The following is a 24,860-nucleotide window of genomic DNA, read 5'->3' on the forward strand; positions in this document are numbered from 1 at the left end:
TAAAATCAACAAAAAATACTGACTTAATTCAGTTGTAGCTGATCTAGTACATATTGAAGTAATTCGCGCGAATGATCGCTGCAAACCCGGATACTTTCCTTATCAAGCTTTACATTGATTTTTTGCAGCAAAATACGATCTTCTCCGTTATGAATGTGGGGCATAATGCCACAAAATGAAAAACCAGCCTTTTCACACTCCTCAACAACAAAGGGAGAATACGGATGTTGCATACTCATAAAAAGGTAACAGGCATCCATTTTCTGCATGATGCATTTTTCCATGTGATGTATGATTTCAGAAACAGTTTCTTTACCAATTTGCCCCACAATGATGAATGCAACGTTTAATGACTCAGACAAGGGAACCAAAAACACTTGTGACTTTTCAGCGGGAGCATCTATTGTTGGTTCACCGAAAACACGAGGCATCTCCATCCAACGATAAATCGACTGAATCATTCCTTTATGCTTTTCAGTTGAATAAACCATCTCTTCGGTGTACTTGAAAGCATTGTAATGATTAACTGTAGTGCCCTTTGCCTGCGTATTAATTCCCGTCATATTGGCCTGCATACCTGAGGCAGCTATTCCCATCATTAATGTACAGGGACGCGCACCGATCTCCTGCAATTCTTTCTGAGAAACGGTGTGCGTTGTAACAGCGCAATCAAAAATTCCATCGGCACCCTGCTCCTGTGCATACTGCTTTGCTGCACTGCCAAGTTCAACCATAACCCCCGGGCACCTGTAGGTTGGATCGATAAAAGCCAGTCCCATTTCCGGTACATTTTTATCATGGTACTTCAATGCGAGATGGGCAATCACTGCCCTGTCATCTTTATTGATCACCACAAACGAAACAAGTTCCTCAGCATTCAACTGATGCTCCAGATTTTTAGCATCGTAAAGCAACTCTTCCTGAGTGTAGCCATAACATTTCCAAGCCAAACGAACAATGTCTGAAATATCATCTTTGTTTGCACGACGAATTTTATACTCCTTTACCCGGATACGGGTTTGCATTCTGCGCCGGCCATCGTATAATGCGATTAAACTATCCGGTATCTGGTCTGTCCGGATCTTTTTTGTCAGTCTGGTTTCTTTTCCTTTACGGCCATGCACAATCAATTCAACCTTATCCATTAACGAATTCAACATATGCATTCCCAACCCGGCATTATACGGACGATCTAATGAATACTTATTGCTTTTCCCTTGTTGAAAAGGAATTCCTTTTTCAAAAACAGAAATAATCAATTGACCATCTTTTATTTTATAATGTATATCGATAAAATCTGTTGATTGTACAATGGTTGAATAGTGGTCAATTACATTTTTTACTGCCTCTTCTACTGCCATCTGTAATTTATTCGATTCTGTTGCATTAAAATGTAACACATGGGCAATACTTTCTGCATTTGCAACAGCCTGCGGGATAAAATCGTATAAAACAGGAAGTCGGAATTGTCCGAGAAATAGGGTTTGTTCTGCTGAGATACCGGCCATAGACTAATATTTTTGAGTTGCCAATTTAACAATAATTAGCAAGAATTAGCACCAGAGACCTTTTATTCCTCGCTTGAAATTTAATTTTGTATACTACTGAAACAGACATCGTTTGCAATAAAGGGTGCTTTCGAAAACACAGTCTGTGTTTTTTAGACCTGGCAGGAACTTCCAGTTGCATTGATACCCTGGTCTTTTTCCCTCTGAAAATGAGAAACAAACTTCGTTATCCGCGAGTTCTTCCGCATAGATGATGTCACCGACGCAGGCAAATAAATTATACAAAAACCTGAGAAATGCCACTTTCAATATGATAAAAAAAGATGCAAAAGATTAACAAAGTAGAATTTGCAAACTGAAGAAATAAAAAATACTAAAATTCTTAAACAGCAAAAATGAAACATTCATTTTTAATAAACCCAATACACTGTCCAAAAAACTGAACACTAACAAGCTCTCGTTGTTCAACACATAAAAGTTTTACTGTAATTCATAAAATTCCGATATATGAGGAGCCTTTTTTTTGCTGTTTTCACCACATTTATTTTTCTCTGTAGTTGCAAACCTCAAAAAAAGGAAGAGCCTCAATCACAAAAAACAAGGTTGGAAAAGTGGTCGGAAGACATTGCATATTTCGAGAACAATTATCTGGAGAACTCAAGAACATTTGATACCGATTCAATAGCTGCCTGTAAAAAAATTTTAGATGGTTTAAAAAGCCAACTTGACTCCCTGACGGATAATCAAATCATTTTGTCGTTATCAAAATGTGTTGCAAAGGCTAACAACGGACACACAACAATTCATCTAAGCAAAATGGACAAAATACCACTTCGGTATTACTGGTTTGCCGATGGACTATATATTATTAAAACAGATACCTCCATTGCAGAACACCTGGGGTCAAAAATATTAAAAATAAATTCTTTGGAAATCGATTCCGTGTACAAGCAACTAAAGGATCACCTGTCAGGAATTAACCGTTTTAAAAAATTCACAGCAAGCAACTATTTGACAAGCCCCGAAATTTTAAACGGGATTGGATTAACAGCTGCTGATTCATTAACACTCACTCTTCTGAAAGGGAAGGATACTTCTGTTGTTAATTTTAAGGTTAAAAAAATGCCTGATAGCAAATACGAGTACGAAAGCTGGGCTGATTTATATCCTGATTCCGCAAAAACTACACCGTGGGCTTATTTCACGGGAAATTCAAATGAACTTCCCCTTTATTTAAAACATATGAATGAAGGTGTGTTTTACACCTTTCTTGATGCGGAGGAAATCTCATATTTTAGCATCAACGCATTGTGGTATAAATCTCCCGATTTTAAAGAAAAAATAAAAAAATTTCTTTCTGAGCTTAAAACAAAAACAGACTATCATGTAGTTTTTGATTTAAGGTATTACACCGGAGGTAACTATGTTATACCTGCAAAACTTGCAACGCAACCACCAAAAATAATTGATGACAACAGGAAAATATATCTAATAACCAGTTCTATGACATTTTCTGCAGGATTGGTTACCGCAGCGCGAATCAAATATTTTGGTAAAAACAAAGTTGTTATAGTGGGAGAAGAAGTTGGCGACCACCTGAAGTTTTGGGCAGAAGGCGACTATTATACGTTGCCCAATTCAAATATAAGCATACAAGATTCGAAATACGAACACGACTGGAAGAACAATAAATTTATACCCGGACAAACTTTCTGGCTAAATTTATTTTATGGAGTAGCAGCCAAAAATTTAAAGGTCAATAAAGAGATAAAACTCCGTTTTGAAAATTACCGGAATAACCAAGACCCGATTATGGAATGGATTAAAAACGAAGTGACACAGAATCCTTAAGAATTATGTATATTTGGTATTAAAACAACCATTTACAAACAGCAAGCATATAAAATGAAAACCGCTCCTGCTAAAAATACGATTGTAAAAATTATTCTGCTGGCAGGATGTTTTTCCTTAATTCAATGTGAAAAAGAACCTGAAATGGTGCATGTAAGATATATTAACGAATCATCCTGTAACATTGATACTTTTGCTGTAGACAATACCGTTTATTTCACTACGATTTCTGCATTTATGGTTAATTTTAATGCAGGTGGCACATCTGAATATTTTAGTTTTGAAAATAGTGGTTTTATCCCCTTCAATTTAACAGCCAGCTCGGAAATGAAAAAATTCTACTCAAGCTTTGTCTGCGGAAGTTCAACTTCTGATAACTCCAGTATTTCAGGGGCAGGATACTATGATCTTATCATTACTGGTCTTAATGCAGAAAATGCTTCAATTGTGTACACTATTCAACAAAAATGACGCATTACCAATTTTCACAAAGTAAAATCTTCTCGCGCCTGACATTTTCACTGAATGAAACCCAAATGTATCAGCCAGTTACGATGGGCAATCTTTTTCATGCGAACACTTTATTGGATTTTAACACACAGAATTGCAATCAATTATAAAAATCAAAAAAATGAATACTGAAAATCAGGAAACAGAGCAAACACAGGCAGAAAAACCCCAGACAACAGACGAGGTAAAAACACTGAAAATAACGGAGGAGGTAAGCACCTACATGAATGAGGCCGGGAAATGGGGGAAATTTCTGGCTATCCTGGGTTTTGTTTTTATGGGGCTGCTCGTTGCAGGAGGTTTTGTAATGAGCATCGTTTTTGCCCTTATTCCCACAGAAGGTTTTGGTGGCTTGCCTTTCCCAACCTTTCTGATTGGCGTATTTTACCTGATTATAGGAGCCATTTATTTTCTGCCGATCCTTTATTTGTACCGTTTTTCTACAGGAATTAAAATGGCATTGTCGTTAAAGAACCAACATCAATTTGTAAAGGCATTTTATAATCTGAAAGCACTCTACCGTTTCATCGGGATTTTTATGATTGTGATTTTCGCAATCTACTTGCTGATGATTGTGATAATGATTTTTGCCGGACTGTTTGCAGGTTTCTCTAATTATACGGGGATGCAGGCTTAACTGTAAATGAGAGAAGCCAAAGCTGGAAACCATAAACCCGGAAATAGCTGCCGCAGTACTGTCGGATGATTAAGAAGAAAAACAAGACGTGAGAACGTTAAGTTCTATTCTGAAAAGATCATAAAATACGGCCGTGATATTTCACGTTGAAGTTCGCTGATCCCAATATTCCTTCTTTTACGGATAGTCTCCCGACTATCAAAAAAGACTAAAATTGTTGGTGCTGCAAAAATCTGGTTTTGTGCTGCAACATCGGGCAAAACATCCGATTTTATATAGGCCAGTTTTATTTTGGGAAATTCTTTGCTTACTAAAGCAGCTACTTTGGGTTTTAGTACTTTACAAACGTTGCACGCATCAGTCGAAAAATAAGCCAGCAAGGCTGGTTCCGTTTCCTTCAATTTTAAAAACTCGTCAAATGATTGAATTTCAATAAACATAGCCGTATTTTTAAGATTAATACTGTCCGGTGCTCAACAAAACCAAAGTACAGGCCTCAATGGCTTCAATTCCTTTTGCTCTGAGCTTTTGAGAAAACTCCATATTTTCAGTGCCGGGGTTAAAAATAACCCGTTCAGGACACAAAGAAAGAACCGGATCAACAAATTCAGGTTGGTTTTGTGGTCCAACATACATCGTTACTGTATGAATATTTTCCTTTGACGAAGGAAAGTTGTTGACAAACTCAACATCAGCAACTTTTCCCATACGTTTTGCCAAAGCCACCACATCGTTTCCATGTTTACGAAGCGATTGAATCGCCAAATTTGAGTAACGCACCGGATTGGTGCTGGCACCGATAACCAAAGTCTTTTTATTTTCCACTGTCAGACTTTTTTACTAAAACTACGGCGCTGGAAGAAATTCCTTCTTCACGGCCTTCAAAACCTAATTTTTCGGTAGTTGTAGCTTTCACCGAAATCTGTTCTTCATCAATTCCCAAAACCTGAGCCATGGTTTTCTCCATATCAGGGATAAATGATTTCAGTTTTGGCTTTTGGGCACTGATAGTGGCATCGATATTTACTATTTCATATCCCTTTCTCTTTACCAGGTGATAAGACTTTTTTAATAGAATCTTACTATCAATATTTTTGAACTCGTCAGAGTTGTCAGGAAAATTTGTTCCGATATCGCGCAACTTCAGGGCACCAAGCATGGCATCGCAAATCGCATGAATCAGCACGTCTCCATCGGAATGAGCCACCGTTCCTTTAACGTGTGGAATTAAAATACCGCCAAGCCATAAGGTTTCTCCTTTAGCAAGGCGGTGTACGTCATATCCTTGTCCAATACGGAAACTCATAAGTTATCGCTGATTTCCAAACGCATCAACATCAAAGGTGAGTGAAAAACGCAGCGTATTCTCCAGAGGATGGTTCCTCTGTGTTGGAATAAGGTAGGAGAAATCGAGCGCAAAAACATTCATTTTTAAACCGGCACCGGCTGTAATAAACTTACGATTACCTTTATTCTCATGTTCATAAAAATAACCTCCACGTATTGCAAACTGCTTGTTATACCAGTATTCAACACCTAAAGAAAGGTTAATTTCCTGCAACTCTTCAGAAAAACCACCTGGCGCATCACCAAACGATTTAAAAACACCTGAAATCACACCAACATCAGAGTTAATTCCACCGGGATAAATAACATCGTCGGGATTGTAACTTACAGTATCTTCAGGAGGTGTTGGCACCAACAGTTTACTGGCTTCAAACACAAAACTAAACGAGTTGTAATCATCAACCTCTGTAGTATATGCTGCTCCCAATTTCAACATTGTTGGAATAAAATCTTTTGTCGTACCATCGTCGTACGAAATTTTGGCACCGATATTCTGAATATTAATACCCGCTGAAATGATATTATCATTTCCGTTTGCTCTGAATTCATTATAAAGATAGAAGGCAACATCTGCAGCATACGAATTCCCTGCATGCGTTTGACCGGTTGATTCGTTGTACTGGCCATTTGTTAAATCGGAGCGGATGTAACGGACAGAAACAGCACCCGCAAAAATATCGGAAAGCTGACGCGTATATCCAAAATCTAATGCAAATTCATTCGGATTTGCACTCATTCCCGGAGTACCATAAGCATCACGAAACTGAATGCTCCCCAAAGAAAAATAGCGCAGAGACGCACTTAAGGTTTGAACGTCATCCAACTTTTTGTAACCTACGAGGTAGGCTAAGTTAATATCGTCGACCAAAGCACGCAACCAGGGAGAATAAGACAAACCAACGCCCATATCATTTTCAATAAAAGCGTATTTTGCCGGATTCCAGTGTTGTGAGTTTACATCAGGAGTAGTACCTACTCCTGCATCTCCCATCCCACCAGCCCTTGAATCAGGTGTTATCGACAAAAACGGTACGGCTGTTGTAATTGTATTCGCTCCGGAAGTGGTTGCCTGTCCACTTACATTTTCTGCCAGAGCAATTGTAAGGGAGAAAATAAAAAGTAATCGTAACTGTTTGATCATAATATTTTTAAAATTGAGCGCTGCAAAGATATAATATTTGTCTTTGTTGCCATAGTTAAACTAAAAAAGAGAACGGTTTGTTTTATGAAAAATTACCTATCGTTAATAAATTTAATATGAAATAATGAGTTTCCCTGATTCAGAAGCTATTACACCGTCTTCATTTTGAGCAGTAAGCTTATAAAAATAAATTCCGTCTCTGGCTTCCAGTTTGAGTTCACTCAGGTCCCATGGAATTGGATTACTCACCAGACCGTTTGAGCCGACTTCCGTTTCAAAATAGTCGATTCTACGGCCCTGGATATCAAAAACCTCAATCAAAGTTTTGAAGGTCGCTCCCGACTGATTGTGTTCAAAAACAAAATAAGTATAGTCAGCCATGGGGTTGGGGTAATTACTTACTCCTGATATTTTAAATTCGCCGGAAACAAAAAATTCGATTTCAACCTCCGATGAATTATTTGCTACATCCCAGGCTTTTAACTTCAGTGTATGCATCCCCTGGTCAAGGTTACTAAATGGATATTTTATGACTCCACTGGTATAATCGTCGGTATTTGCCTGATAATAATTATTTAAAACGTAAACACGAGAATAATCATCATCAAGGACAGCTGTGATATCATGCCCGATACCGGTTCCCGCCGTATTTATACCATTTTCATCTGAAAGAAAAGCCAATAACGCTGGATTTTTACTGGTTTCATCACCCGATGTAAATTCTTCAGAATCCATATATAACTGAATATCTGGCCCCTGCTCATCCACTATCTGATTATCTGTCCCACCAATCACAAAATTCTCGAAAGCGCCATGGGCGTCTGTTTCTCCATTATCGGCATAATAAACTATTTTCCCCTTTCCAAGATTATAAGAAATATCTTTAGGGACAACGAAACTAAAAGAAAACTCCCCGTTTGTTACACTTGCAACTCCCTTATAAATTACATTTTCCTGCACTTCGAATTCCATTGGAGTTTCTCCGGCATTTCCAAGTGTTTCCATTTCAATGGCTTTATCAAAAACCGTTGGAACAATTTCCCCGGAGAAATTCTGCAACTTTTCACCCTCGTAGTCCGAAATATAACCAGAAACAGTAATCTTTTGCAATGCACCAATGGTATCGGGATTTGCAGTTGCATCCTGACTGTTTACCGCTGTAGTTACTACTTTATATTCGGGATACGAAAGTTTCAGAGCCGGGTCGGCAAGCAAGCTGAAATTACGTTTATTTGTAGTGTTTGACGTATTTATTTTAGCGAGACGCATTATATCTCCCATCCTGTAATGCGCTCCGTTTTCATCGCGTTCAAAAACATGGTTGTAAAAACTTCTGCTTAATGAATAATTCGGACCGGAGATAACCAGACGTGTGGTTGAAAAAAGACCAATCCCACCGCCGTTCGAATTGAATAATACATATTCCCCGGCCGACATTTCTTCTGAATCGAAACGGCTAAATTCGCAGGTGGCTGTTACAAATATTGGCAAATTATTCTCGTTTGACCAGGAATTAATATTACTTACATCCAAAACATGTTCATCGGCTAAAAATCTTTCGTTGGCATGCCCCACATAGTTTAAAACCAAAACACCATCCTGTACACTTTTGTTAATGGCTTCTGTTACTTCCGGATATCGTTCTCCTGACGTACTTGTTTCCTGAACAAAAGCATCGAAATAAACTTTATCAGTAATAAATTCTTTATGGTTTTCGTTCACCAAACCGGCAAGTTTCTCCGAATTCCCCATATGAATATTCCCATCCTCATCATCACCGATAAAACAAATTACGTTGCGCCAATTTCCAAGTGCCTGCTCAGAATGATAGTTTTTTATCTTATCGACCACCGTTTGTGCCTGAAGCAGCGTAGATGCAGGTATTCTTCCAATTCCGAGATCAACTGCACCATTGTAAACGCTCTCTCCTTCATCTAAAAGAACAAAATAATCGTCGGTAACAAATGAACCAACAGGATTTAAAGAATTTAACGATTGATAGGTAGGTATAAAATTAAAACTCTCTGCATTTATGTTTTTATTATCAAAACTGCCATCCCCAAAAAGCAAAACATATTTTAATGTGTTTCCCCGATCGTAAAACATCTTTATAAAATTCCGGATTCCGGTTGCATCGAAATGCCCGGAGCTAAATTCGTTATATACTTTGTTTGAAACAACAACTTCGGTATTTAACCCGTCATTATTTTCATGAAAATCAGCAAGCTCTTTTGCTGTACTCAAAAATGATGGATGTGTAATAATTAAAAATTCGGGAGTTGATAACGCATGCAGATTTTGATTTTCAACATCGCCAACAAGTTCCGGTTCCTGGAAATCACTTTCGGGGTTAAAAGCCACATATTCCTTTAAATCGTCGGTAGTTGCTCTAATTGACATCTGGTTACCGGAAATTTTTACTGGCACCTCAATAATGTTATTCATATCTGTCACATCAAAGACACGAGAAGTTGAAGAAATCGTCTGAAGCTCAAATTCTGTTATATTGCCATTCCCTGTAGCCTCCAGATTTCTGAAGAAAAGTGTTCCTTCATCTAAATTCAGATCCTGCGAATAATTAACTTCAATATAGTCAAGCCAGGCAACCGCGTTTCCATTGCTACCGACAAAAGTTAAAGCAACTTCTAAATTTTCACTGTTGATGTCAGATAAAATACCACTATCGTTTTCTTCCGCAAAAGTGTCAACAGGATTATCTGTATCTACTCTTGGAAAACTAAATTCACCTATAGTAACTGAGTTTGCTTTTACCCTCATTTTGGAAGACTGGTAAGAACGAGCCGCAGCATTTATTTTCAGATAAGCCTCTTTCCTATTATTTATACCCGGCAGTTCAATAGTAAAACTACGTGTTTGGTTATGAGAAAATTTCTCACCAAACCACTGCTTCCCTGAAGAAATCAGATTTATTGCATTTTTCTCATACAAGGCATAAGCGTCTGAAGCAGATACGAAGTGCGTTGGTGTTTCGGTTATTTCCCCGGCCATTTGAGGCATTTTTGCGGAACCAACATCCTCTGTTAAAAAGAAAAATCCATTAACTGCATAATCATGACTTTTATGTTCAAAATACTCTCCTTCGTTATTCAGTGTCCACTCAACATTACCCGGCTCATAAAAAAACAGACAGTTTTCACCACCGTTTTCATCTGTCCATATTGTATTCTGAACTAAATCATCATAAGTAATTTCCCCTGGTTTTTCTGAAAGTTGACGGCCTCCGCTTCCATAAACTTTTACATTTGACGGATTTGAAAAGCCCCATTCCGTGAGCCTGGAATAGGGTAATTTATAAACTCCTTTTCCGGCTGTCTTCACTTTAATCCACTTTCCGTCACTTAAAACCGACTGTGATTTCCATTCATTAGCAGAGGCCATAGCTGTCTTCCTATATTGTACCGGAATCTCTTTCAGACTAAAACCTGTCAAACGAAATAATTTATCACCTTCTCTTTTAAATGGTAAAACCGTCACTTCTGTTTTTAAAGTTCCCCGGGATTTTAATTCCTGCGTTTCTACTTTTACTTCGGCTGGCACAATGTTAAATACGTTCTCCTGGAAATCATTTTCAATTTCTTCAAAACGTAAATTTTCTATTATAAATCGAAACCTCGATTTCGAATTTGGCTGCACATATATTTTAGAAAAAGAAGGTAATCCTCTATTTTCAGGAAAGTAAACTGCATTTTCAAAAGTGTAATCTACTCTCCCTCCGACAGCAGTATTTCCCGGCGAAAAATTGTTCCAATTGAGAACAATAAACTCACTTTGAACATCGTTTGCTGAAAAACCAACAATAAAAATGGTAAACAGAAGTAAATATCTTTTCATTAAACTTTAAAAATTGACAACAGTAAAACGCCTCGTTAAAATAAATATTGCTGGACAAATCCTAATTTCCGATATAAATTATTTGTTACAAGGTGGGCTAAAGATACAGCAGTTCTGGTTAATTGTAAAAAATATTTAGAATATTAAAACAATAAGAATTAGACAAAATAGTTATATTTGTGACGATCAGTATGTAATGAAAAAAATAAATTCAATGAAGCTAAAAACTTTATTTGTAGTGTTTTTAGCCGCATTCCTTTCAGGATGTGGATTATTTGGAGGGAAAGGAAGCAAAGATGTTTCCCGTACCACAGGATGGGCGTATAATTCAGATGCAACAGGTGACATCCCCTACGAGTCAGGTTACGAACAGGAAGCCGGACCCGGATTGGTATTTGTGCAGGGTGGCACATTTACTATGGGGAGAGTTGAGCAGGATGTGATGTACAAATGGGATAATTACCCAAGAAGAGTTACCGTTGCCTCATTTTATATGGATGAAACCGAAGTTTCAAATCAGGATTACAGAGAATATACCCACTGGTTAAGAAGAGTTTATCCGGGAGACATGGAAAAACTTAACGCAGCACTTCCTGACACAATAAAATGGAGAAGCGAACTGGCTTACAATGAGCCGTATGTAAATAATTATTTCAGACATCCGGCTTACAGTGATTATCCTGTCGTAGCAGTAACATGGGAGCAGGCAGAAGCTTATTGTGCATGGCGAACCGATAGAGTAAATGAACAAATCCTCGTTGACAAAGGAATTTTGCAACATGACAATACGCAAAGCGGTCAAAATGTTTTTACAACCGACACCTATCTTGCCGGGTTGTACCAGGGAACCGAAGGAGAAAATCAAATTGAAAACACTGATGGTACAGCCAGAAGATTAAAATGGGAAGATGGCATTGCCCTGCCCAGTTACAGATTGCCAACGGAAGCTGAATGGGAATATGCCGCCTATGGCCTCATCGGCAATGTCCAGGGAGAATTGCTCACCGAAAGAAACTTGTATCCATGGAACGGAACTTATTTAAGAGAGGCATCAAAAGATGGAAAAGGGAGAATGAAAGCAAACTTTGTTCGTGGCCGTGGTGACATGATGGGGATGGCAGGAGGTCTGAATGACAATGCAGATATAACCTCGCCGGTGTTCTCATACGAACCCAACGATTATGGATTGTATTGTATGTCCGGAAACGTAAACGAATGGGTTTCAGACGTATATCGTCCTCTTTCAAATCTAGATGTGGAAGAATTTCAACCTTACAGAGGTAATGTTATTACCGAATACAGAAGAGATACAGATGGTTCTTTGATGAGGAACGAGTACGGCGAACTAATAAAAGATACGATTGCTGACTACAGAAACTTTAAAGACGGAGATATTAATTCCCAACTTATAGAAGGTACAGATTGGAATTCAGCAGAGAACAGGTCTACAAACGACATGTATGTTCAGGATGATAGGCCGGGAGCATTTTCCTCCTTAATAACTGACAAAGTTCGTGTTTACAAAGGAGGATCGTGGAAAGACAGACCTTACTGGTTGGTTCCGGGAACAAGAAGATATCTTGAACAAACAAAAGCACAAAACGATTTGGGATTCCGCTGTGCTATGACAAGAGTTGGAAGCCCGGAAGGATTCTAAAAAAGAATAAAACAAATATAACAGAAACCTTTCATCGCATTGATGGAAGGTTTTTTAGTTTTGTATACCACCAACCACCAAATTTTTAATGAAAGCAAAGGTGCAAAAACGGAAATCCGGTGCGCAATAATTGAGGGTCATGAATCACCACATGGCAAAACATTATCTCCATTGAAAATATCTCAATAATTGTTAGACTCGCCGCAGACAAAGAACAAACTTAACAGAGGACAAAGGGTGATCGGATTCAAGGAAAAGCCCAAATCAAAAATTTGAACGCCAAGGTAATTTTCAAATTTAATACAAGTTTTACATTAGAAAAAAGCTATAATTACGTTAGCGTTTGTCCAAGAATCCTCCTGTTTAAAGTCAAAGGCAGATTTATTGAATTTTTGGAGAGATAAATCGCTATTCAGAACTGAACAGCAACGCCGGAATACACTTGTGTCCAAACAAAAAAATGTTTTTCCCATAAGAAAAACATTTTATGTTATTATCTGAAGTTCAATTAAATAACTTCCAGCAATATAAAAATACCCCGCAAAACCGATGTTTAAAGAATTTAATATATCAGTAAGTAAGAGTACTCCCGGTATCAGTTTGAAAAAACCGTATGTTTTAATTGGCCAAAGGCTTTTCAACTTTTAAAACATCTGCAATTGCCTTTTCAAAGGTGGGCTTTGGAAGTGCTCCCATCGCCATTTGCGGTTGTCCTTCCTGAGGCACAAACAACAAAGAAGGGATACTCTGAATGCCAAACATTCCAGCCAATTCCTGCTGTTCTTCAGTGTTGACCTTATAAATTACGATACTATCGCCATACTCCTTTTGCAGCTCTTCCAATACAGGAGCTACCATTTTACACGGACCACACCAATCGGCATAAAAATCAATCATACATGGCTTTGAGCCTTCATATTTCCACTCTTTATTAGCTTCCCAATTGAAAACTTTCTCTTTGAATGTTTCTTTTGTTAAATGTTCCAACATGATTTATAATTTTAAATTATTTAAATATCTAACAATTTAAATATATTGATTCAAAAATAGTACCGTTTGGGCAAACCTAAAAATTTACACCACTTTTATTTGAAATAGTTGTAATTTTGTCACAATTTTTTAACAAGTGGCAGTAATTTACTGGTGAAGTTACAAATTTTGTCAGGATAATGGATAAAAGACTGAAGCTCAAAATATTTGACGTTATATCAAAGGTAAGTGATGAAATGAAGCAGGAATCGTACGTAATTGGTGGTTATGTTCGCGACATGCTTTTAAAACGCCCCTCTAAAGATATTGATATTGTGACGGTTGGCAGCGGAATTGAACTAGCCCAAAAGGTTGCGCAAGCACTTCGTTCAAAACCAAGAGTAAATGTTTTTAGAAATTTTGGCACAGCCATGCTAAAATATAAGGACCTGGAAATAGAATTTGTCGGCGCACGAAAAGAGTCATATCAGAGAAATTCAAGAAAGCCAATCGTTGAAAATGGTACGCTTGAGGATGATCAGAACCGGCGTGACTTTACAATTAACGCACTCGCACTGGGTCTAAATACCTACAACTTCGATCTGCTCGTTGACCCTTTTAACGGAATAAAAGACCTGCAGGACAAAATTATCCGTACCCCTCTCGACCCAGCTGTTACGTTTTCAGATGATCCTCTTCGAATGATGCGAGCCATTCGTTTCTCAACCCAGCTGGGTTTTGAAATCGAAACAAAAACACTTCAGGCTATTGCAGTAAATAAAAGCAGGATAAAAATTGTTTCGGCTGAACGAATCACAGAAGAATTGAATAAAATAATTCTTGCCCCAAAACCATCTGTTGGGTTTAAATTACTGGAAGAAACCGGTTTGCTGGAAATCATATTTCCTGAACTTTATAAAATGAAAGGTATCGAAACAGTGAACGGAATCGCACATAAAGATAACTTTTATCACACCATAGAGGTTCTCGACAGGATAGCACCCAATACTGAAAATTTATGGTTGCGATGGTCTGCCTTATTACATGATATTGCAAAACCCGCAACAAAAAAGTTTTTTGAAGGCCAGGGCTGGACATTTCATGCACATAATTATGTGGGTGTAAAAATGATTCCAAAAATCTTCCGAAGAATGAAACTCCCGTTAAATGAAAAGATGAAATTTGTTCAGAAAATGGTTCATTTGCACATGCGCCCCATTGTTTTATCAGAAGAAGAAGTCACTGACTCGGCTGTACGCCGTCTCCTCTTTGAAGCAGGTGATGATATTGATGAACTAATGACATTGTGTGAAGCTGATATCACTTCCAAAAATCAGAACAAAGTAAAACGTTACCTCTCCAATTTTAAAATCGTCAGAGAAAAGCTAAAAGAAATTGAAGAAAAAGATGCTATTCGAAATTTCCAGCCACCGGTTTCGGGCGAGTTAATTATGGAGACTTTTGGACTTTCGCCCTGCAAAGACGTGGGGATTATCAAAGATGCAATAAAAGAAGCTATATTGGAAGGAGAAATTCACAACAACTATGATGAAGCCTATTCATACATGCTGAAAAAAGCAGGCGAACTGGGACACAAAAAGAAAAACTAATTTAGCAATGTCAATTTAAGCAGAACCGGTAAATGGTCGCTAAAACCTCCTTTGTATGAATAGCCGTTATAGCTTCGGAACGGTTTTACCCCTCCGTATTTTTCATCTCTTTCCAAAAGGAATGGTAGTTTGATAATTTTTGTATTTCCGGGAAGAATTGAATACCCCTTTTTACTATTTACTAAAGAACCAGAAACAATACACTGATCATATACCGACCATTGTGACTGGTATTTCAGAGTTTTTATTTCATCTTCCATCCAGCGGAAAGAAAGATTATATAAACGGTCATTTTCGATGTTATTTGAGAGCGACTGAGCATCTAAAGTTTCCCTGATACTCGCATCAGTAGGTTGGTCATTAAAATCGCCAAGAATGATAATTTTAGAATTTTCAGATTTTGACCTCACCTCTTCCACCTTTGTTTTTAATAGTTGCGCTGCGAGCTTTCGCAAAGGCTCTGATTCCAAGATTCCTTCATAACGTGATGGCCAGTGATTTACAAAAAAGTGAACGGTATCAAGCTCATTTATAATACCTGAAAAATACAAAACCTCCCGCGTTTTTATTATTTCGTCACCTTGCACCACCGGAAAATACTTGTAATTAAGTGGATAAAGTGTTTCTGGCCGATAAAGCAAAGCAACATCGATTCCCCTGTGGTCGGGTGATTCTTTGTGAATAATCTTATAATTATATTTTTTTAGCGGAGTTGAGTACAAAAGCCTCTCCAAAACTTCTCTGTTCTCGATCTCACATAATGCAATAACATCTGGTTTTGTAAAACCTGAGGAATTCAAAATAACTTTTGAAATGTTTACTAATTTTTTATCTAATTTTCTATTTGTCCAATACCGCTCTCCCGTTGGTGTAAATTCGTCGTCCTCTTTGCCCGGTTCATCTCTGATGTCAAACAAATTCTCAACATTATAAAACAAGATAGTAAAATCCTCACCTTGAGCTTGCGGTTGAGATAGCAACGAAAGAGAATAGAAAAGTAAAACAATAAGAAGTAAAAAGAAATTAATCTTCATTCTTTCTTTTAATAAATTCAAAAGCTCCTAAATCAGGAGCATCATCTGAGAAACGATCTTTATCGAGAATATCTACAGGGAACATGTTCGCGATTTCCACACTTCCGATATCTCGCGCCGGAGAAAGTGAGTCGAGCGAATAATCGTAATCTTCATAAGGATCAACAAATAAAGGATCAAAAGCGTCTCCCCGATAAACATTTTTATAATGATCTTTATTCGAAACATTAAATGTATCAGGAACTTGAATGATACAATGGTCAAACAAGAAATTAAACTGTTTTTCCTCATTTTTTCCCAATTCCAATTCATTTAGATTATTCCCGTAAATAATACTATTTCCAAAAGTCGCTTTATTCAGATCTCCCAGATAGAGTTTACTTGAGCCATCAGAATTAGAAACCTTTAACACATTGGAAACCACCAGTGAAGATGTAGAACGCGATTTCCTGGAATAATTCCCCCAATAATTGGCAATAGTAGAATTGTAAAATTCATATTCACCTCCAATCAACAGCGCAACCGCGTAATAGCCACAATTTGCGATAACATCATTGTATCCGTATATTTTCGACTTCAAAGCAAAAATACCGGCATAAGCCATATTTTCAATTCTCGAATTAGATAAATGAACCGAAGCGAACCCTTCATCTTCGATAGTACCAACCTGTAATCCAATATTGGCATTTTTTATGGTTGTAAAATTGAACACATTATCATGACTTCCGGAAAACAAAATAATTCCACTCCACTGATCTGGAATGTTTTTATAGGAATCTTCAAGACGATCAGCCTGAAAAGCGATCGGGTTCTGAACTGTTCCGTCGGCAACAATCGTCCCCTTTACATACAAACCAGCTCCATCGTGAAAATATACTTTTGTACCTGGCTCGATGGTGAGAGTAGATGTACTGTCAACATAAGCATAATCGTAAATAAGATAGGGCTTTTCCGCGTTCCAGGTTGTAGTTTCAATTGTCTCACCTTTTATAAGTCTAAAATCCTGGCCATAAGCAACCAGGTTTATCCCCTGAATATTAGTATTGGTGGTAAATTCAATAGAATCCTCAACAACCATGGGAAGATTTTGTCCATTCGGATCTATTGTCACTTCAACAAAAACAAAAATGCTGTCTCTTGCAGGTACTTCCACTTCATAAGCCTCATTTGCAGCAATGCCATTTATATTTAACCTAAAACTGGAAAAATCGCCTCCTGCAAGCCTTATTCGCGAAATCAAAACATTCTCTTCATAAGGATTATAAACGGTAAAACGCCTTGTTGTTGAGCCAATTGTGGTGAAAATAGTATCAAAAGCAACGGTGTCGGCTGAAAATTGCAATTGCGCATCAGGAGAATTCAAATATTTCTCATCTTCACAGGCAAAAAAGGAGACAGCGAGTAAAACTACCAGCAATATTTGAAGTAGATATCTTACCAATTCTTAAGGTTTTTAACTATAACGATTATTCCAGTTGCTTATTATTGCAAATATAACAATTCAATTTACAAATTTTAACATTTATTTACAATCGTTAGTTTTTTACAACATATTTTTTAGAAATGAAAAATAAACCTATCATTGTGATTAATCCGTTTAGTATTAAAAGCTCAAATCCAAACCTATAACCGTTAAAAAGAACCTCTGAATATCTGGATAAAAAATAACAGATAACCGGTGCCAAAAAACCAATAACCGGGACCCAAATATCATTAACATTCCTTTTTGAATACATACCAAAAATAAATAACCCTAAAATTGGGCCGTAAGTATAACCTGCCACTCGAAACACCGCAACAACAATACTTTCATCGTTTATTGCCCTGAAAAGCAGAATAGTAACAATAAGCAACAGAGAGAAAAGCAGGTGCGACCTTTTTTTTATTTTTTGTTTTTTCTGTTCTTTGTATCTTCCGATATTTAAAAAGTCAACACTAAAAGAAGTGGTCATTGCTGTCAGTGCGGAGTCGGCACAGGAATAAGTAGCAGCTGTTATTCCCAGCAGGAAAGCTATCCCGACCGGTAAACCCAAATAATTCAGAGCAAGGAGCGGATAAAAATCGTCTGTCTTTTCAGGGATTGAAATACCCATGTTTTCGGCAAAAGAATACAAAATTACCCCGAGACTTAAAAACAAAACCACTGTAGTAAGAAATGACAAACTAAACACCACCATATTTTTTTGTGCTTCTCCTTTATTTTTACAGGTAAGATTTTTTTGCATCATATCCTGATCAAGCCCGTTAACAGCTATCGTTGTAAAAATTCCGGCCAAAAACTGTTTAAAAAAATTGTTTCCTGAACGCCAGTCCCAAATAAAAATCTTCGCTCTCGAACTTTCAGCAACTTCATTAAACAATTGTCCGAAGTTCCACTCCATTTTTTGCGAGATAGCTATTATGGTGAACACAACCGCGCTAACCAGGAAAAGCGTTTGTAATGTATCGGTCCAGACAATGGTTTTTATACCTCCGCGAAATGTATAAATCCAAATTAAAAATATGGTAACAACTACCGTTATAACGAAAGGAATATTAAAGGCATCGAAAAAGGCAATTTGGAGCACGCCAGCTACCAAATAAAGCCGAAATGCCGCACCGGTAAGTTTCGAAATCAAAAAGAAAAAAGAGCCGGTTTTGTATGAATATTTTCCAAAACGCTGTTCTAGGAAAGTGTAAATTGAAATCAGGTTTAACTTATAATATAGCGGCAATAAAATTCCGGCAATCAGCCAGTAACCAACAAGATTTCCAAAAACAAACTGTAAATAAGCAAAAGCCGAATTTCCAACTTCTCCCGGCACTGAAATAAATGTTACTCCTGAAAGTGTTGCTCCTACCATACCAAAAGCAACCAAATACCATGGCGATTTTCGGTTTGCTGTAAAAAAAGTATCAGAATTTGCATTTCTCGAGGTCAACCACGAAATAAACATCAAAACAAAAAAATAGCCAAGAATTATTCCTAAAACGAGGTAAGGGCTCATAATCATTGAAAATCGGGATACAACAAATATTTCTTTCTGGTTTCTTTAAATGTGTTCAACTCGTTTTGCCAGTGCGCTTTAATTTCCCGCTCATTTTTCCCTTCCCTTACAAGTTGAATAAACTCGTCGGTTCCGGCAAGAAGATTTAACCAATTTTCACGGGTAACAAAATCTTTTTCATCAACAAAGCAGTGATAAAAATCAAGAAAATATTTTAAGGTAAAAACGGGTACGATTTTCAAACTACGAAGATCAATTCCGTAACATTTCTCCCCTTCATTTAGCGGGTGTACCGCTACCCCGGGAATCGTTTTGGGAGTAAATTCAAAATCACCCAATTGCGGGTCCAAACCTCCCAACACCTGAAAAGGAAAATCTGTTCCACGTCCTACGCTTACACTTGTTGCTTCGAAAAAGCAAAGCGAAGGGTATAAACGAACAGACAAATCGTTGGGTAAATTTGGTGATGGTGCAACCGGAAGAGAATACGAAAGTTTATGGTCATAATTCTCTACCTGAATAACTTTCAAATCACATTTTTTATTCGCCTTATGCCACCGTTCTCCATTTATCATATTTGCAAGTTCCCCAACTGTGCATCCATGAACAACGGGAATTTGATCCATTCCAACAAACGACTGAAATTCTTTTTTCAAAACCGGGCCGGCAACATAATCGCCATTTGGATTTGGCCTGTCAAACACAATCAGCGGAACGTTATTTTCGGCGCAAGCTTCAATAACCAGGTGAAGTGTGGAAATATAGGTATAAAACCGACAACCTACATCCTGAATATCAAACACCATCAGGTCAATACCCGCCAGTTGTTCCTGGGTTGGTTTACGGGTTTCTCCGTAAAGAGACAGAACCGGAATTCCTGTTTTTCCATCCACCCCTGCCTTAATTTCTTCTCCTGGGGCTGCCTCCCCTCTAAAGCCATGTTCCGGCGCAAAAATCTTTTTTACATTTACCTTTTTCTCCAAAAGAAAATCAACCAGGTGAATCTCTCCTGCCAGTGAAGTATGATTAACCACCAGCCCCACTTTTTTATCATGAATCAAAGCCAAATATTTGTCAGGTTGTTCCGCCCCGCATTTTAACTCTCCTGCACGTATTCCGGATGAATACCCCAGTGAAATTAAAAGAATAAAATATCTTATAAATTTTGTCATCTGTTTATTAAAAACTTATACATTTACGGCTTTCCGGTTATTTCTATTCATTTGAACGTTTTAGATAGAATAAAAATAATTTCGGTAAGTTACACATGGTAAAAAAGGAAAAAAAAATTTTTTATAAAAAAACTGCATTCCTTAACTACTAAACTAAATAAACGAACCAAAAGTAAGTTATATTACCACAAGTGACTATTATTATATTATGAATAAGGTAATCAAAATATTTGCAGGTATTATTTCTCTGTTTCTGATCTACACGAATCATCTGGGTGCTGTTGAGCCTCCTTTTCTAAAATTTTCAAACGATGAGTGGGTGAATAAACAGCTGGACAGCATGACTATTGATGAGAAGATTGCACAACTGATGATGCTCACTGCATATCCGACACAAAATGACGCCAGCAAAAATAAAGTTATCGAACAAATAAAAAAATATAAACCTGGTGGTGTTTTGGTAATGCAGGGTGGGCCTGTTAAAACTACTTCATGGATCAATGAATTTCAGGAAAATTCAAAAACACCTCTTCTGATCGCGATCGACGGCGAGTGGGGATTGTCTATGAGAATTGACAGTACAGTAGAATATCCATATGCACAAGCAATCGGCGCAGTAAAATACGATGCTTTTGTTTATCAGATGGGGAGAGATATTGGAAACCAGTTAAAAGACATGGGTATACATATGAATTTTGCTCCGGTGGCTGATGTAAATACCAATCCTGAAAATCCTGTTATTAATTTTCGTTCGTTCGGGGAAGACAAAAAAAATGTTGCCAATAAAGCCTGGCAGGTTGCCAAAGGAATGCAGGATGTGGGAGTAATACCCGTGGCCAAACATTTTCCGGGACATGGCGACACGCATAGTGACTCTCATAAAACACTTCCTGTTCTTACACATTCAAAAGAAAGAATGGATACCCTCGAAACTTTTCCGTTCCGTTATCTGGCAGAAATGGGAATCAGTGGAATAATGTCAGCACATCTTGACGTTCCTTCACTTGATGATTCGGGAACTCCTTCCTCCTTGTCAAAAAAAATCATAACTGATTACCTGAAAAATGAAATTGGTTTTTCCGGTTTTGTAGTTACCGACGCTATAAATATGCAGGGTGTAAGAACCCAAAGCGGAAATGCAGAACTGGAAGCGCTAAAAGCGGGAAATGATTTGATTGAATTTGTTCCGGATTTGAATAAAGCGATTGAATCGGTAAAAAACGGCATCGTAAGAGGTGAACTCAGCACAGCTGAAATTGACGAAAAGTGTCGAAAAATTCTGGCGTTAAAACGTTGGGTGAATTTAAACGAGTACCAGCCGACTGACATAAAATATTTGAGACACAGACTCCACTCTCCTTATTTTGAGATGACCAACCGACAGCTTGTTAAAGGAGCACTTACTGTTTTAAAAAACACAGATAACATTCTGCCCGTTGAGCATCTCGATTCTTTCCGTATTGCATCAATATCAATAGGTTCCGATAATATTACAACCTTTCAGAGAACGCTTGAAAAATATACTGTTGTCGACCACTACTTCCTTCCCAAAGATGCTTCTGAAAGAGATTTGAGCAGACTCCACGTTTTAATGGAAGATTACAATTTGGTAATAGCAGGTATTCAGGGGATTAATGTTTATCCTTCGAGACAATACGGTACAACTGAAATTCAAAGACGTGCGGTTTCGGAACTGACGCGAAAAAATAATTCGATCGCTGTTTTTTTTGGCAATGCCTATGCAATGAAACACTTTGAAAATATTGAAAATGTACAGGGGCTGATTTTGGCCTATCAGAATAACGAATTAACACAGGAGTTGGCAGCGCAACTTGTGTTTGGAGCAAACCAGGCCAATGGCAGGTTGCCGGTAACTGTTGATTCAAGGTTTCAGTTAAACGACAGTATTGAAGTAGCAAGCAACAGCACGCTGTCATACACAATTCCGGAAGAAGTTGGTGTGAATTCAGGACAACTTGAAAGAAAGATTGATTCAATTGCCCTGCTGGGAGTTGAAAAAGAAGCTTATCCCGGATGCCAGGTGTTAATTGCAAAAGATGGAAAAGTAATATTTCATAAATGCTACGGATACCAGACCTATGAAAAGGAGCAGCAAGTAAAAAAAGAGAATTTATACGACTGGGCATCGCTAACCAAGGTAACCGGCCCCTTACCAGCGCTCATGAAGTTGGTTGATAAAAAAGAAATGAATCTGGATGCCCCATTTAGCCGTTACTGGGCTGATTTTGACGGCTCCAACAAAAAAAATATTACAGTACGCGAGGTTTTAGCACACCAGGCGCGATTGGCATCCTGGATACCTTTTTGGCAAATGACACTTGACAAACAAAAGCACCTGAGTTCTTCCGTCTTTAAACACAATCCATCTTCAGAATTTAACGTGCGTGTTTCTTCCGACTTATACATGAACAGCCATTTCAGGAAAATAATGTACGATACCATTCGCAATTCGAAACTGTTGCCCCGTAGCAGATATCTATATTCCGGCTTGAGTTTCTATTTATATCCTGATATTATCAGTAATATCACCGGTGAATCATACGAAGATTATCTAAAAAAAAATTTTTACCGACCTCTGGGAGCATACACTATCACTTATAACCCTTACAAATATTTTCCGATGAAAGATATTATTCCAACCGAAAAAGATGATCTTTTCAGAATGGAAACTATCCGGGGATACGTGCACGACGAGGGAGCAGCGATGATGGGTGGTATCTCGGGAAATGCTGGTCTTTTTGGAACAACCAACGACCTGGCGAAACTATTTCAAATGTACCTTCAGAAAGGATATTTTGGAGGACGCAGATATATTTCTGAGAAAACGGTAAATGAATTTATACGCATTCAATATCCGAACAACAACAACCGAAGAGGGCTGGGTTTTGACAAACCGCTGACAGACAATTACAGAAACAGCCTGAAAGACGCTTATCCCGCCATAGATGCAAGCGCCAACAGCTTTGGACACAGTGGCTTCACAGGAACATTTGCCTGGGCTGATCCTGATAATGGGTTACTCTATATTTTTATGTCGAACAGGGTTCACCCAACGCGTGAAAATCAAAAACTCTATCAGTTAAATATTCGGACTGCGATGCACCAGGCAATTTACGATTGTTTAAAAGATAATTGACATCAAACTATTAAAAAATGTTAATTATTACTTATGCACATTCTGTTAAATACATAGAAACTCACACATAATAATCTGAATTCAAAAAACTTATATTGCCACTTCAAACAGTGTTTACATTCCATTAACGTAAAAAATTAAAATTTTTAAAAATTACCTTTACATTACATGCAGGTTATTAAATTATTAATTTTAAATTTACAGATGCAATAAGTTCTTTATATAATCAAGTAAACTAATAAGACATGGAGCGTAAAATGACATTTAACGAGCTGCGCAAAATCAAAGACAGCTTGCCTGACGGTTCAATAAAAAAAATGGCGCAAGAATTTGAAGTAACAGAAGAAACCGTCAGGAATTATTTTGGAGGCGCGAATTACACTAACGGAGCAGCAGTAGGAATACATATGGAACCCGGACCAAATGGCGGGATAGTTCTAATCGACGACACAAAAATTTTAGAAAGAGCAAAACAAATCATCGAAGCTGAAGCAGTTTAACAAAAAAGAAAAACTTCATAAAATATTTAGAAAACTGTCCTATATTTGAAGGGCAGTTTTTTTTTAATCTAAACCTTTTTACCATGAAGAATACATTTTTCCTTTTCCTTATTTCAATTTTAGTTTTTAGTTCGTGTTCAACAGAAGAGCCCTGGCAACCACTGTTTAACGGTCAGGATTTAACAGGTTGGGATACGTGGTGCGGCCCCACTGAAGAAGGTGGAGTGCCTGTTGGCTTAAATAAAGACCCTTTAAATTTGTTTTCAGTTGTTGATTTAGAGGGCGAAAAAGTCATCAAGATTTCAGGTGAAATTAATGCCTCTATTGCCACACAGGAAGAATTTGAAAACTACCATCTGGTTATGGAGTTCAAATGGGGTGAAAAAGTATATTCAACAAGAAACAGTGGATTACTTTATCACAGCTACGGCGATTTTGGAGCAGGTATTGGTGTTTGGATGAGTTCGCACGAATTGCAGTTAAAATCAGGAAATATAGGCGACTCGTACCGAATGGGAAAATCGTATTGCGAAATTCCGATGAAAAAAAATGCCGAAGAAAAATATATTTATTCAAAAGGTGCCGAAAAAGCACCCTCCATTCCTGATACTGAAACTCGGATTATTGCCAAAGATGCCGATTATGAAAATCCGGTGGGCGAATGGAATAAAATCGAACTTTATTGTTTGGGAAGAACATCAGTCCATGTTATTAACGGAAAAGTAAACATGATAAATTATAATTCCGGAAAATATTTGGGCCCCAATAATATTGAACCTTTATCAAAAGGCAAGATTCAACTGCAATCCGAAGGCGGTGAACTTTTTATTCGTTCTATAAAAGTTCAACCCATAAGCGAGATTCCTCAGGAATTGTTACAATAACAGCAAAACCGTTTCTTTTCAGGAAACGGTTTTTTTGTGTCATT

General features: G+C 37.6%; 19 protein-coding genes. 8 read left to right on the forward strand and 11 right to left on the reverse strand.

Translation table 11 applies throughout. The features are described from left to right. Window positions 1-23: 23 nt before the first annotated feature. Window positions 24-1,508, reverse strand: a complete 1,485-nt coding sequence (locus K5G00_RS00820; protein ID WP_238763397.1) for a GNAT family N-acetyltransferase — start codon at window positions 1,506-1,508, stop codon at window positions 24-26. 507 nt (window positions 1,509-2,015) lie between these two features. Here K5G00_RS00820 and K5G00_RS00825 point away from each other — a divergent pair. The 3 genes from K5G00_RS00825 (at window position 2,016) to K5G00_RS00835 (ending at window position 4,506) form a co-directional block, all read left to right on the forward strand. Then, window positions 2,016-3,359, forward strand: a complete 1,344-nt coding sequence (locus tag K5G00_RS00825; RefSeq protein WP_238763398.1) for a S41 family peptidase — start codon at window positions 2,016-2,018, stop codon at window positions 3,357-3,359. 54 nt (window positions 3,360-3,413) lie between these two features. Further along, window positions 3,414-3,830 (forward strand): hypothetical protein, encoded by a 417-nt coding sequence (locus K5G00_RS00830; RefSeq protein ID WP_238763400.1) that lies wholly within the window; start codon window positions 3,414-3,416, stop codon window positions 3,828-3,830. Between the two features lie 160 nt (window positions 3,831-3,990). Further along, a complete protein-coding gene (locus K5G00_RS00835; protein WP_238763402.1) occupies window positions 3,991-4,506 on the forward strand; it encodes a hypothetical protein in 516 nt (171 codons plus the stop codon). Between the two features lie 104 nt (window positions 4,507-4,610). Here the strand turns inward: K5G00_RS00835 and K5G00_RS00840 are convergent, their stop codons facing one another. The 5 genes from K5G00_RS00840 to porU form a co-directional block, all read right to left on the reverse strand. After that, complete coding sequence (locus K5G00_RS00840; RefSeq protein WP_238763404.1) at window positions 4,611-4,946, reverse strand: thioredoxin family protein; 336 nt, start codon at window positions 4,944-4,946, stop codon at window positions 4,611-4,613. Window positions 4,947-4,962: 16 nt separating this feature from the next. Continuing rightward, window positions 4,963-5,331, reverse strand: a complete 369-nt coding sequence (locus K5G00_RS00845) for a CoA-binding protein (protein ID WP_238763406.1) — start codon at window positions 5,329-5,331, stop codon at window positions 4,963-4,965. Next, entirely contained in the window at window positions 5,321-5,812 is a 492-nt protein-coding gene (gene ispF / locus K5G00_RS00850) for a 2-C-methyl-D-erythritol 2,4-cyclodiphosphate synthase (protein WP_238763408.1), read from the reverse strand. The genes K5G00_RS00845 and ispF overlap by 11 nt, the downstream gene beginning before the upstream one ends. Window positions 5,813-5,815: 3 nt before the next feature. After that, complete coding sequence (porV, locus tag K5G00_RS00855) at window positions 5,816-6,994, reverse strand: type IX secretion system outer membrane channel protein PorV (RefSeq protein WP_238763410.1); 1,179 nt, start codon at window positions 6,992-6,994, stop codon at window positions 5,816-5,818. A 111-nt stretch (window positions 6,995-7,105) separates the two neighbouring features. Further along, window positions 7,106-10,846, reverse strand: coding sequence for a type IX secretion system sortase PorU (gene porU / locus K5G00_RS00860; RefSeq protein WP_238763412.1), 3,741 nt, complete (start codon window positions 10,844-10,846; stop codon window positions 7,106-7,108). 214 nt (window positions 10,847-11,060) lie between these two features. Here porU and K5G00_RS00865 point away from each other — a divergent pair, with 214 nt between their 5' ends. Then, entirely contained in the window at window positions 11,061-12,503 is a 1,443-nt protein-coding gene (locus K5G00_RS00865; RefSeq protein WP_238763414.1) for an SUMF1/EgtB/PvdO family nonheme iron enzyme, read from the forward strand. A 618-nt stretch (window positions 12,504-13,121) separates the two neighbouring features. Here the strand turns inward: K5G00_RS00865 and trxA are convergent. Beyond that, on the reverse strand, window positions 13,122-13,493 hold the full coding sequence (gene trxA / locus K5G00_RS00870; protein ID WP_238763416.1) for a thioredoxin: 372 nt from the start codon (window positions 13,491-13,493) through the stop codon (window positions 13,122-13,124). Window positions 13,494-13,672: 179 nt separating this feature from the next. Between trxA and K5G00_RS00875 the strand changes: the two genes are divergently transcribed. Continuing rightward, on the forward strand, window positions 13,673-15,082 hold the full coding sequence (locus tag K5G00_RS00875; protein ID WP_238763418.1) for a CCA tRNA nucleotidyltransferase: 1,410 nt from the start codon (window positions 13,673-13,675) through the stop codon (window positions 15,080-15,082). Here the strand turns inward: K5G00_RS00875 and K5G00_RS00880 are convergent. The 4 genes from K5G00_RS00880 to K5G00_RS00895 all read right to left on the reverse strand — a co-directional run bounded on the left by K5G00_RS00880 (window position 15,079) and on the right by K5G00_RS00895 (window position 20,275). Beyond that, on the reverse strand, window positions 15,079-16,116 hold the full coding sequence (locus tag K5G00_RS00880) for an endonuclease/exonuclease/phosphatase family protein (protein WP_238763420.1): 1,038 nt from the start codon (window positions 16,114-16,116) through the stop codon (window positions 15,079-15,081). The two genes, K5G00_RS00875 and K5G00_RS00880, sit on opposite strands and share 4 nt — an antisense overlap. Next, complete coding sequence (locus K5G00_RS00885; protein ID WP_238763422.1) at window positions 16,106-17,557, reverse strand: right-handed parallel beta-helix repeat-containing protein; 1,452 nt, start codon at window positions 17,555-17,557, stop codon at window positions 16,106-16,108. Before K5G00_RS00885 ends, K5G00_RS00880 begins: the two co-directional genes overlap by 11 nt. Before the next feature lie 94 nt (window positions 17,558-17,651). Next, window positions 17,652-19,103, reverse strand: coding sequence for a sodium:solute symporter (locus tag K5G00_RS00890; RefSeq protein WP_238763424.1), 1,452 nt, complete (start codon window positions 19,101-19,103; stop codon window positions 17,652-17,654). 2 nt (window positions 19,104-19,105) lie between these two features. Beyond that, the gene (locus K5G00_RS00895; protein WP_238763426.1) at window positions 19,106-20,275 is read right to left on the reverse strand and encodes an exo-beta-N-acetylmuramidase NamZ family protein; all 1,170 of its coding nucleotides are present in this window, start codon (window positions 20,273-20,275) and stop codon (window positions 19,106-19,108) included. Between the two features lie 208 nt (window positions 20,276-20,483). Between K5G00_RS00895 and K5G00_RS00900 the strand changes: the two genes are divergently transcribed. The 3 genes from K5G00_RS00900 (at window position 20,484) to K5G00_RS00910 (ending at window position 24,816) form a co-directional block, all read left to right on the forward strand. Further along, entirely contained in the window at window positions 20,484-23,432 is a 2,949-nt protein-coding gene (locus K5G00_RS00900) for a glycoside hydrolase family 3 N-terminal domain-containing protein (RefSeq protein ID WP_238763428.1), read from the forward strand. A 245-nt stretch (window positions 23,433-23,677) separates the two neighbouring features. Continuing rightward, window positions 23,678-23,932 (forward strand): DNA-binding protein, encoded by a 255-nt coding sequence (locus tag K5G00_RS00905; protein ID WP_238763430.1) that lies wholly within the window; start codon window positions 23,678-23,680, stop codon window positions 23,930-23,932. A gap of 83 nt (window positions 23,933-24,015) precedes the next feature. Beyond that, on the forward strand, window positions 24,016-24,816 hold the full coding sequence (locus K5G00_RS00910) for a 3-keto-disaccharide hydrolase (protein ID WP_238763432.1): 801 nt from the start codon (window positions 24,016-24,018) through the stop codon (window positions 24,814-24,816). Window positions 24,817-24,860 lie beyond the last annotated feature (44 nt).

This window comes from Maribellus maritimus (assembly GCF_022267315.1).
GTDB classification, from domain to species: Bacteria; Bacteroidota; Bacteroidia; order Bacteroidales; family Prolixibacteraceae; genus Draconibacterium; species Draconibacterium maritimum.

Bases quoted from the DNA above. Each gene is read 5' to 3' on its own strand.
- K5G00_RS00820 (WP_238763397.1), bottom strand. From the start codon at position 1,508: ATGGCCGGTATCTCAGCAGAACAAACCCTATTTCTCGGACAATTCCGA.
- K5G00_RS00825 (WP_238763398.1), top strand. From the start codon at position 2,016: ATGAGGAGCCTTTTTTTTGCTGTTTTCACCACATTTATTTTTCTCTGT.
- K5G00_RS00830 (WP_238763400.1), top strand. From the start codon at position 3,414: ATGAAAACCGCTCCTGCTAAAAATACGATTGTAAAAATTATTCTGCTG.
- K5G00_RS00835 (WP_238763402.1), top strand. From the start codon at position 3,991: ATGAATACTGAAAATCAGGAAACAGAGCAAACACAGGCAGAAAAACCC.
- K5G00_RS00840 (WP_238763404.1), bottom strand. From the start codon at position 4,946: ATGTTTATTGAAATTCAATCATTTGACGAGTTTTTAAAATTGAAGGAA.
- ispF (WP_238763408.1), bottom strand. From the start codon at position 5,812: ATGAGTTTCCGTATTGGACAAGGATATGACGTACACCGCCTTGCTAAA.
- porV (WP_238763410.1), bottom strand. From the start codon at position 6,994: ATGATCAAACAGTTACGATTACTTTTTATTTTCTCCCTTACAATTGCT.
- porU (WP_238763412.1), bottom strand. From the start codon at position 10,846: ATGAAAAGATATTTACTTCTGTTTACCATTTTTATTGTTGGTTTTTCA.
- K5G00_RS00865 (WP_238763414.1), top strand. From the start codon at position 11,061: ATGAAGCTAAAAACTTTATTTGTAGTGTTTTTAGCCGCATTCCTTTCA.
- trxA (WP_238763416.1), bottom strand. From the start codon at position 13,493: ATGTTGGAACATTTAACAAAAGAAACATTCAAAGAGAAAGTTTTCAAT.
- K5G00_RS00875 (WP_238763418.1), top strand. From the start codon at position 13,673: ATGGATAAAAGACTGAAGCTCAAAATATTTGACGTTATATCAAAGGTA.
- K5G00_RS00880 (WP_238763420.1), bottom strand. From the start codon at position 16,116: ATGAAGATTAATTTCTTTTTACTTCTTATTGTTTTACTTTTCTATTCT.
- K5G00_RS00890 (WP_238763424.1), bottom strand. From the start codon at position 19,103: ATGAGCCCTTACCTCGTTTTAGGAATAATTCTTGGCTATTTTTTTGTT.
- K5G00_RS00895 (WP_238763426.1), bottom strand. From the start codon at position 20,275: ATGACAAAATTTATAAGATATTTTATTCTTTTAATTTCACTGGGGTAT.
- K5G00_RS00900 (WP_238763428.1), top strand. From the start codon at position 20,484: ATGAATAAGGTAATCAAAATATTTGCAGGTATTATTTCTCTGTTTCTG.
- K5G00_RS00905 (WP_238763430.1), top strand. From the start codon at position 23,678: ATGGAGCGTAAAATGACATTTAACGAGCTGCGCAAAATCAAAGACAGC.
- K5G00_RS00910 (WP_238763432.1), top strand. From the start codon at position 24,016: ATGAAGAATACATTTTTCCTTTTCCTTATTTCAATTTTAGTTTTTAGT.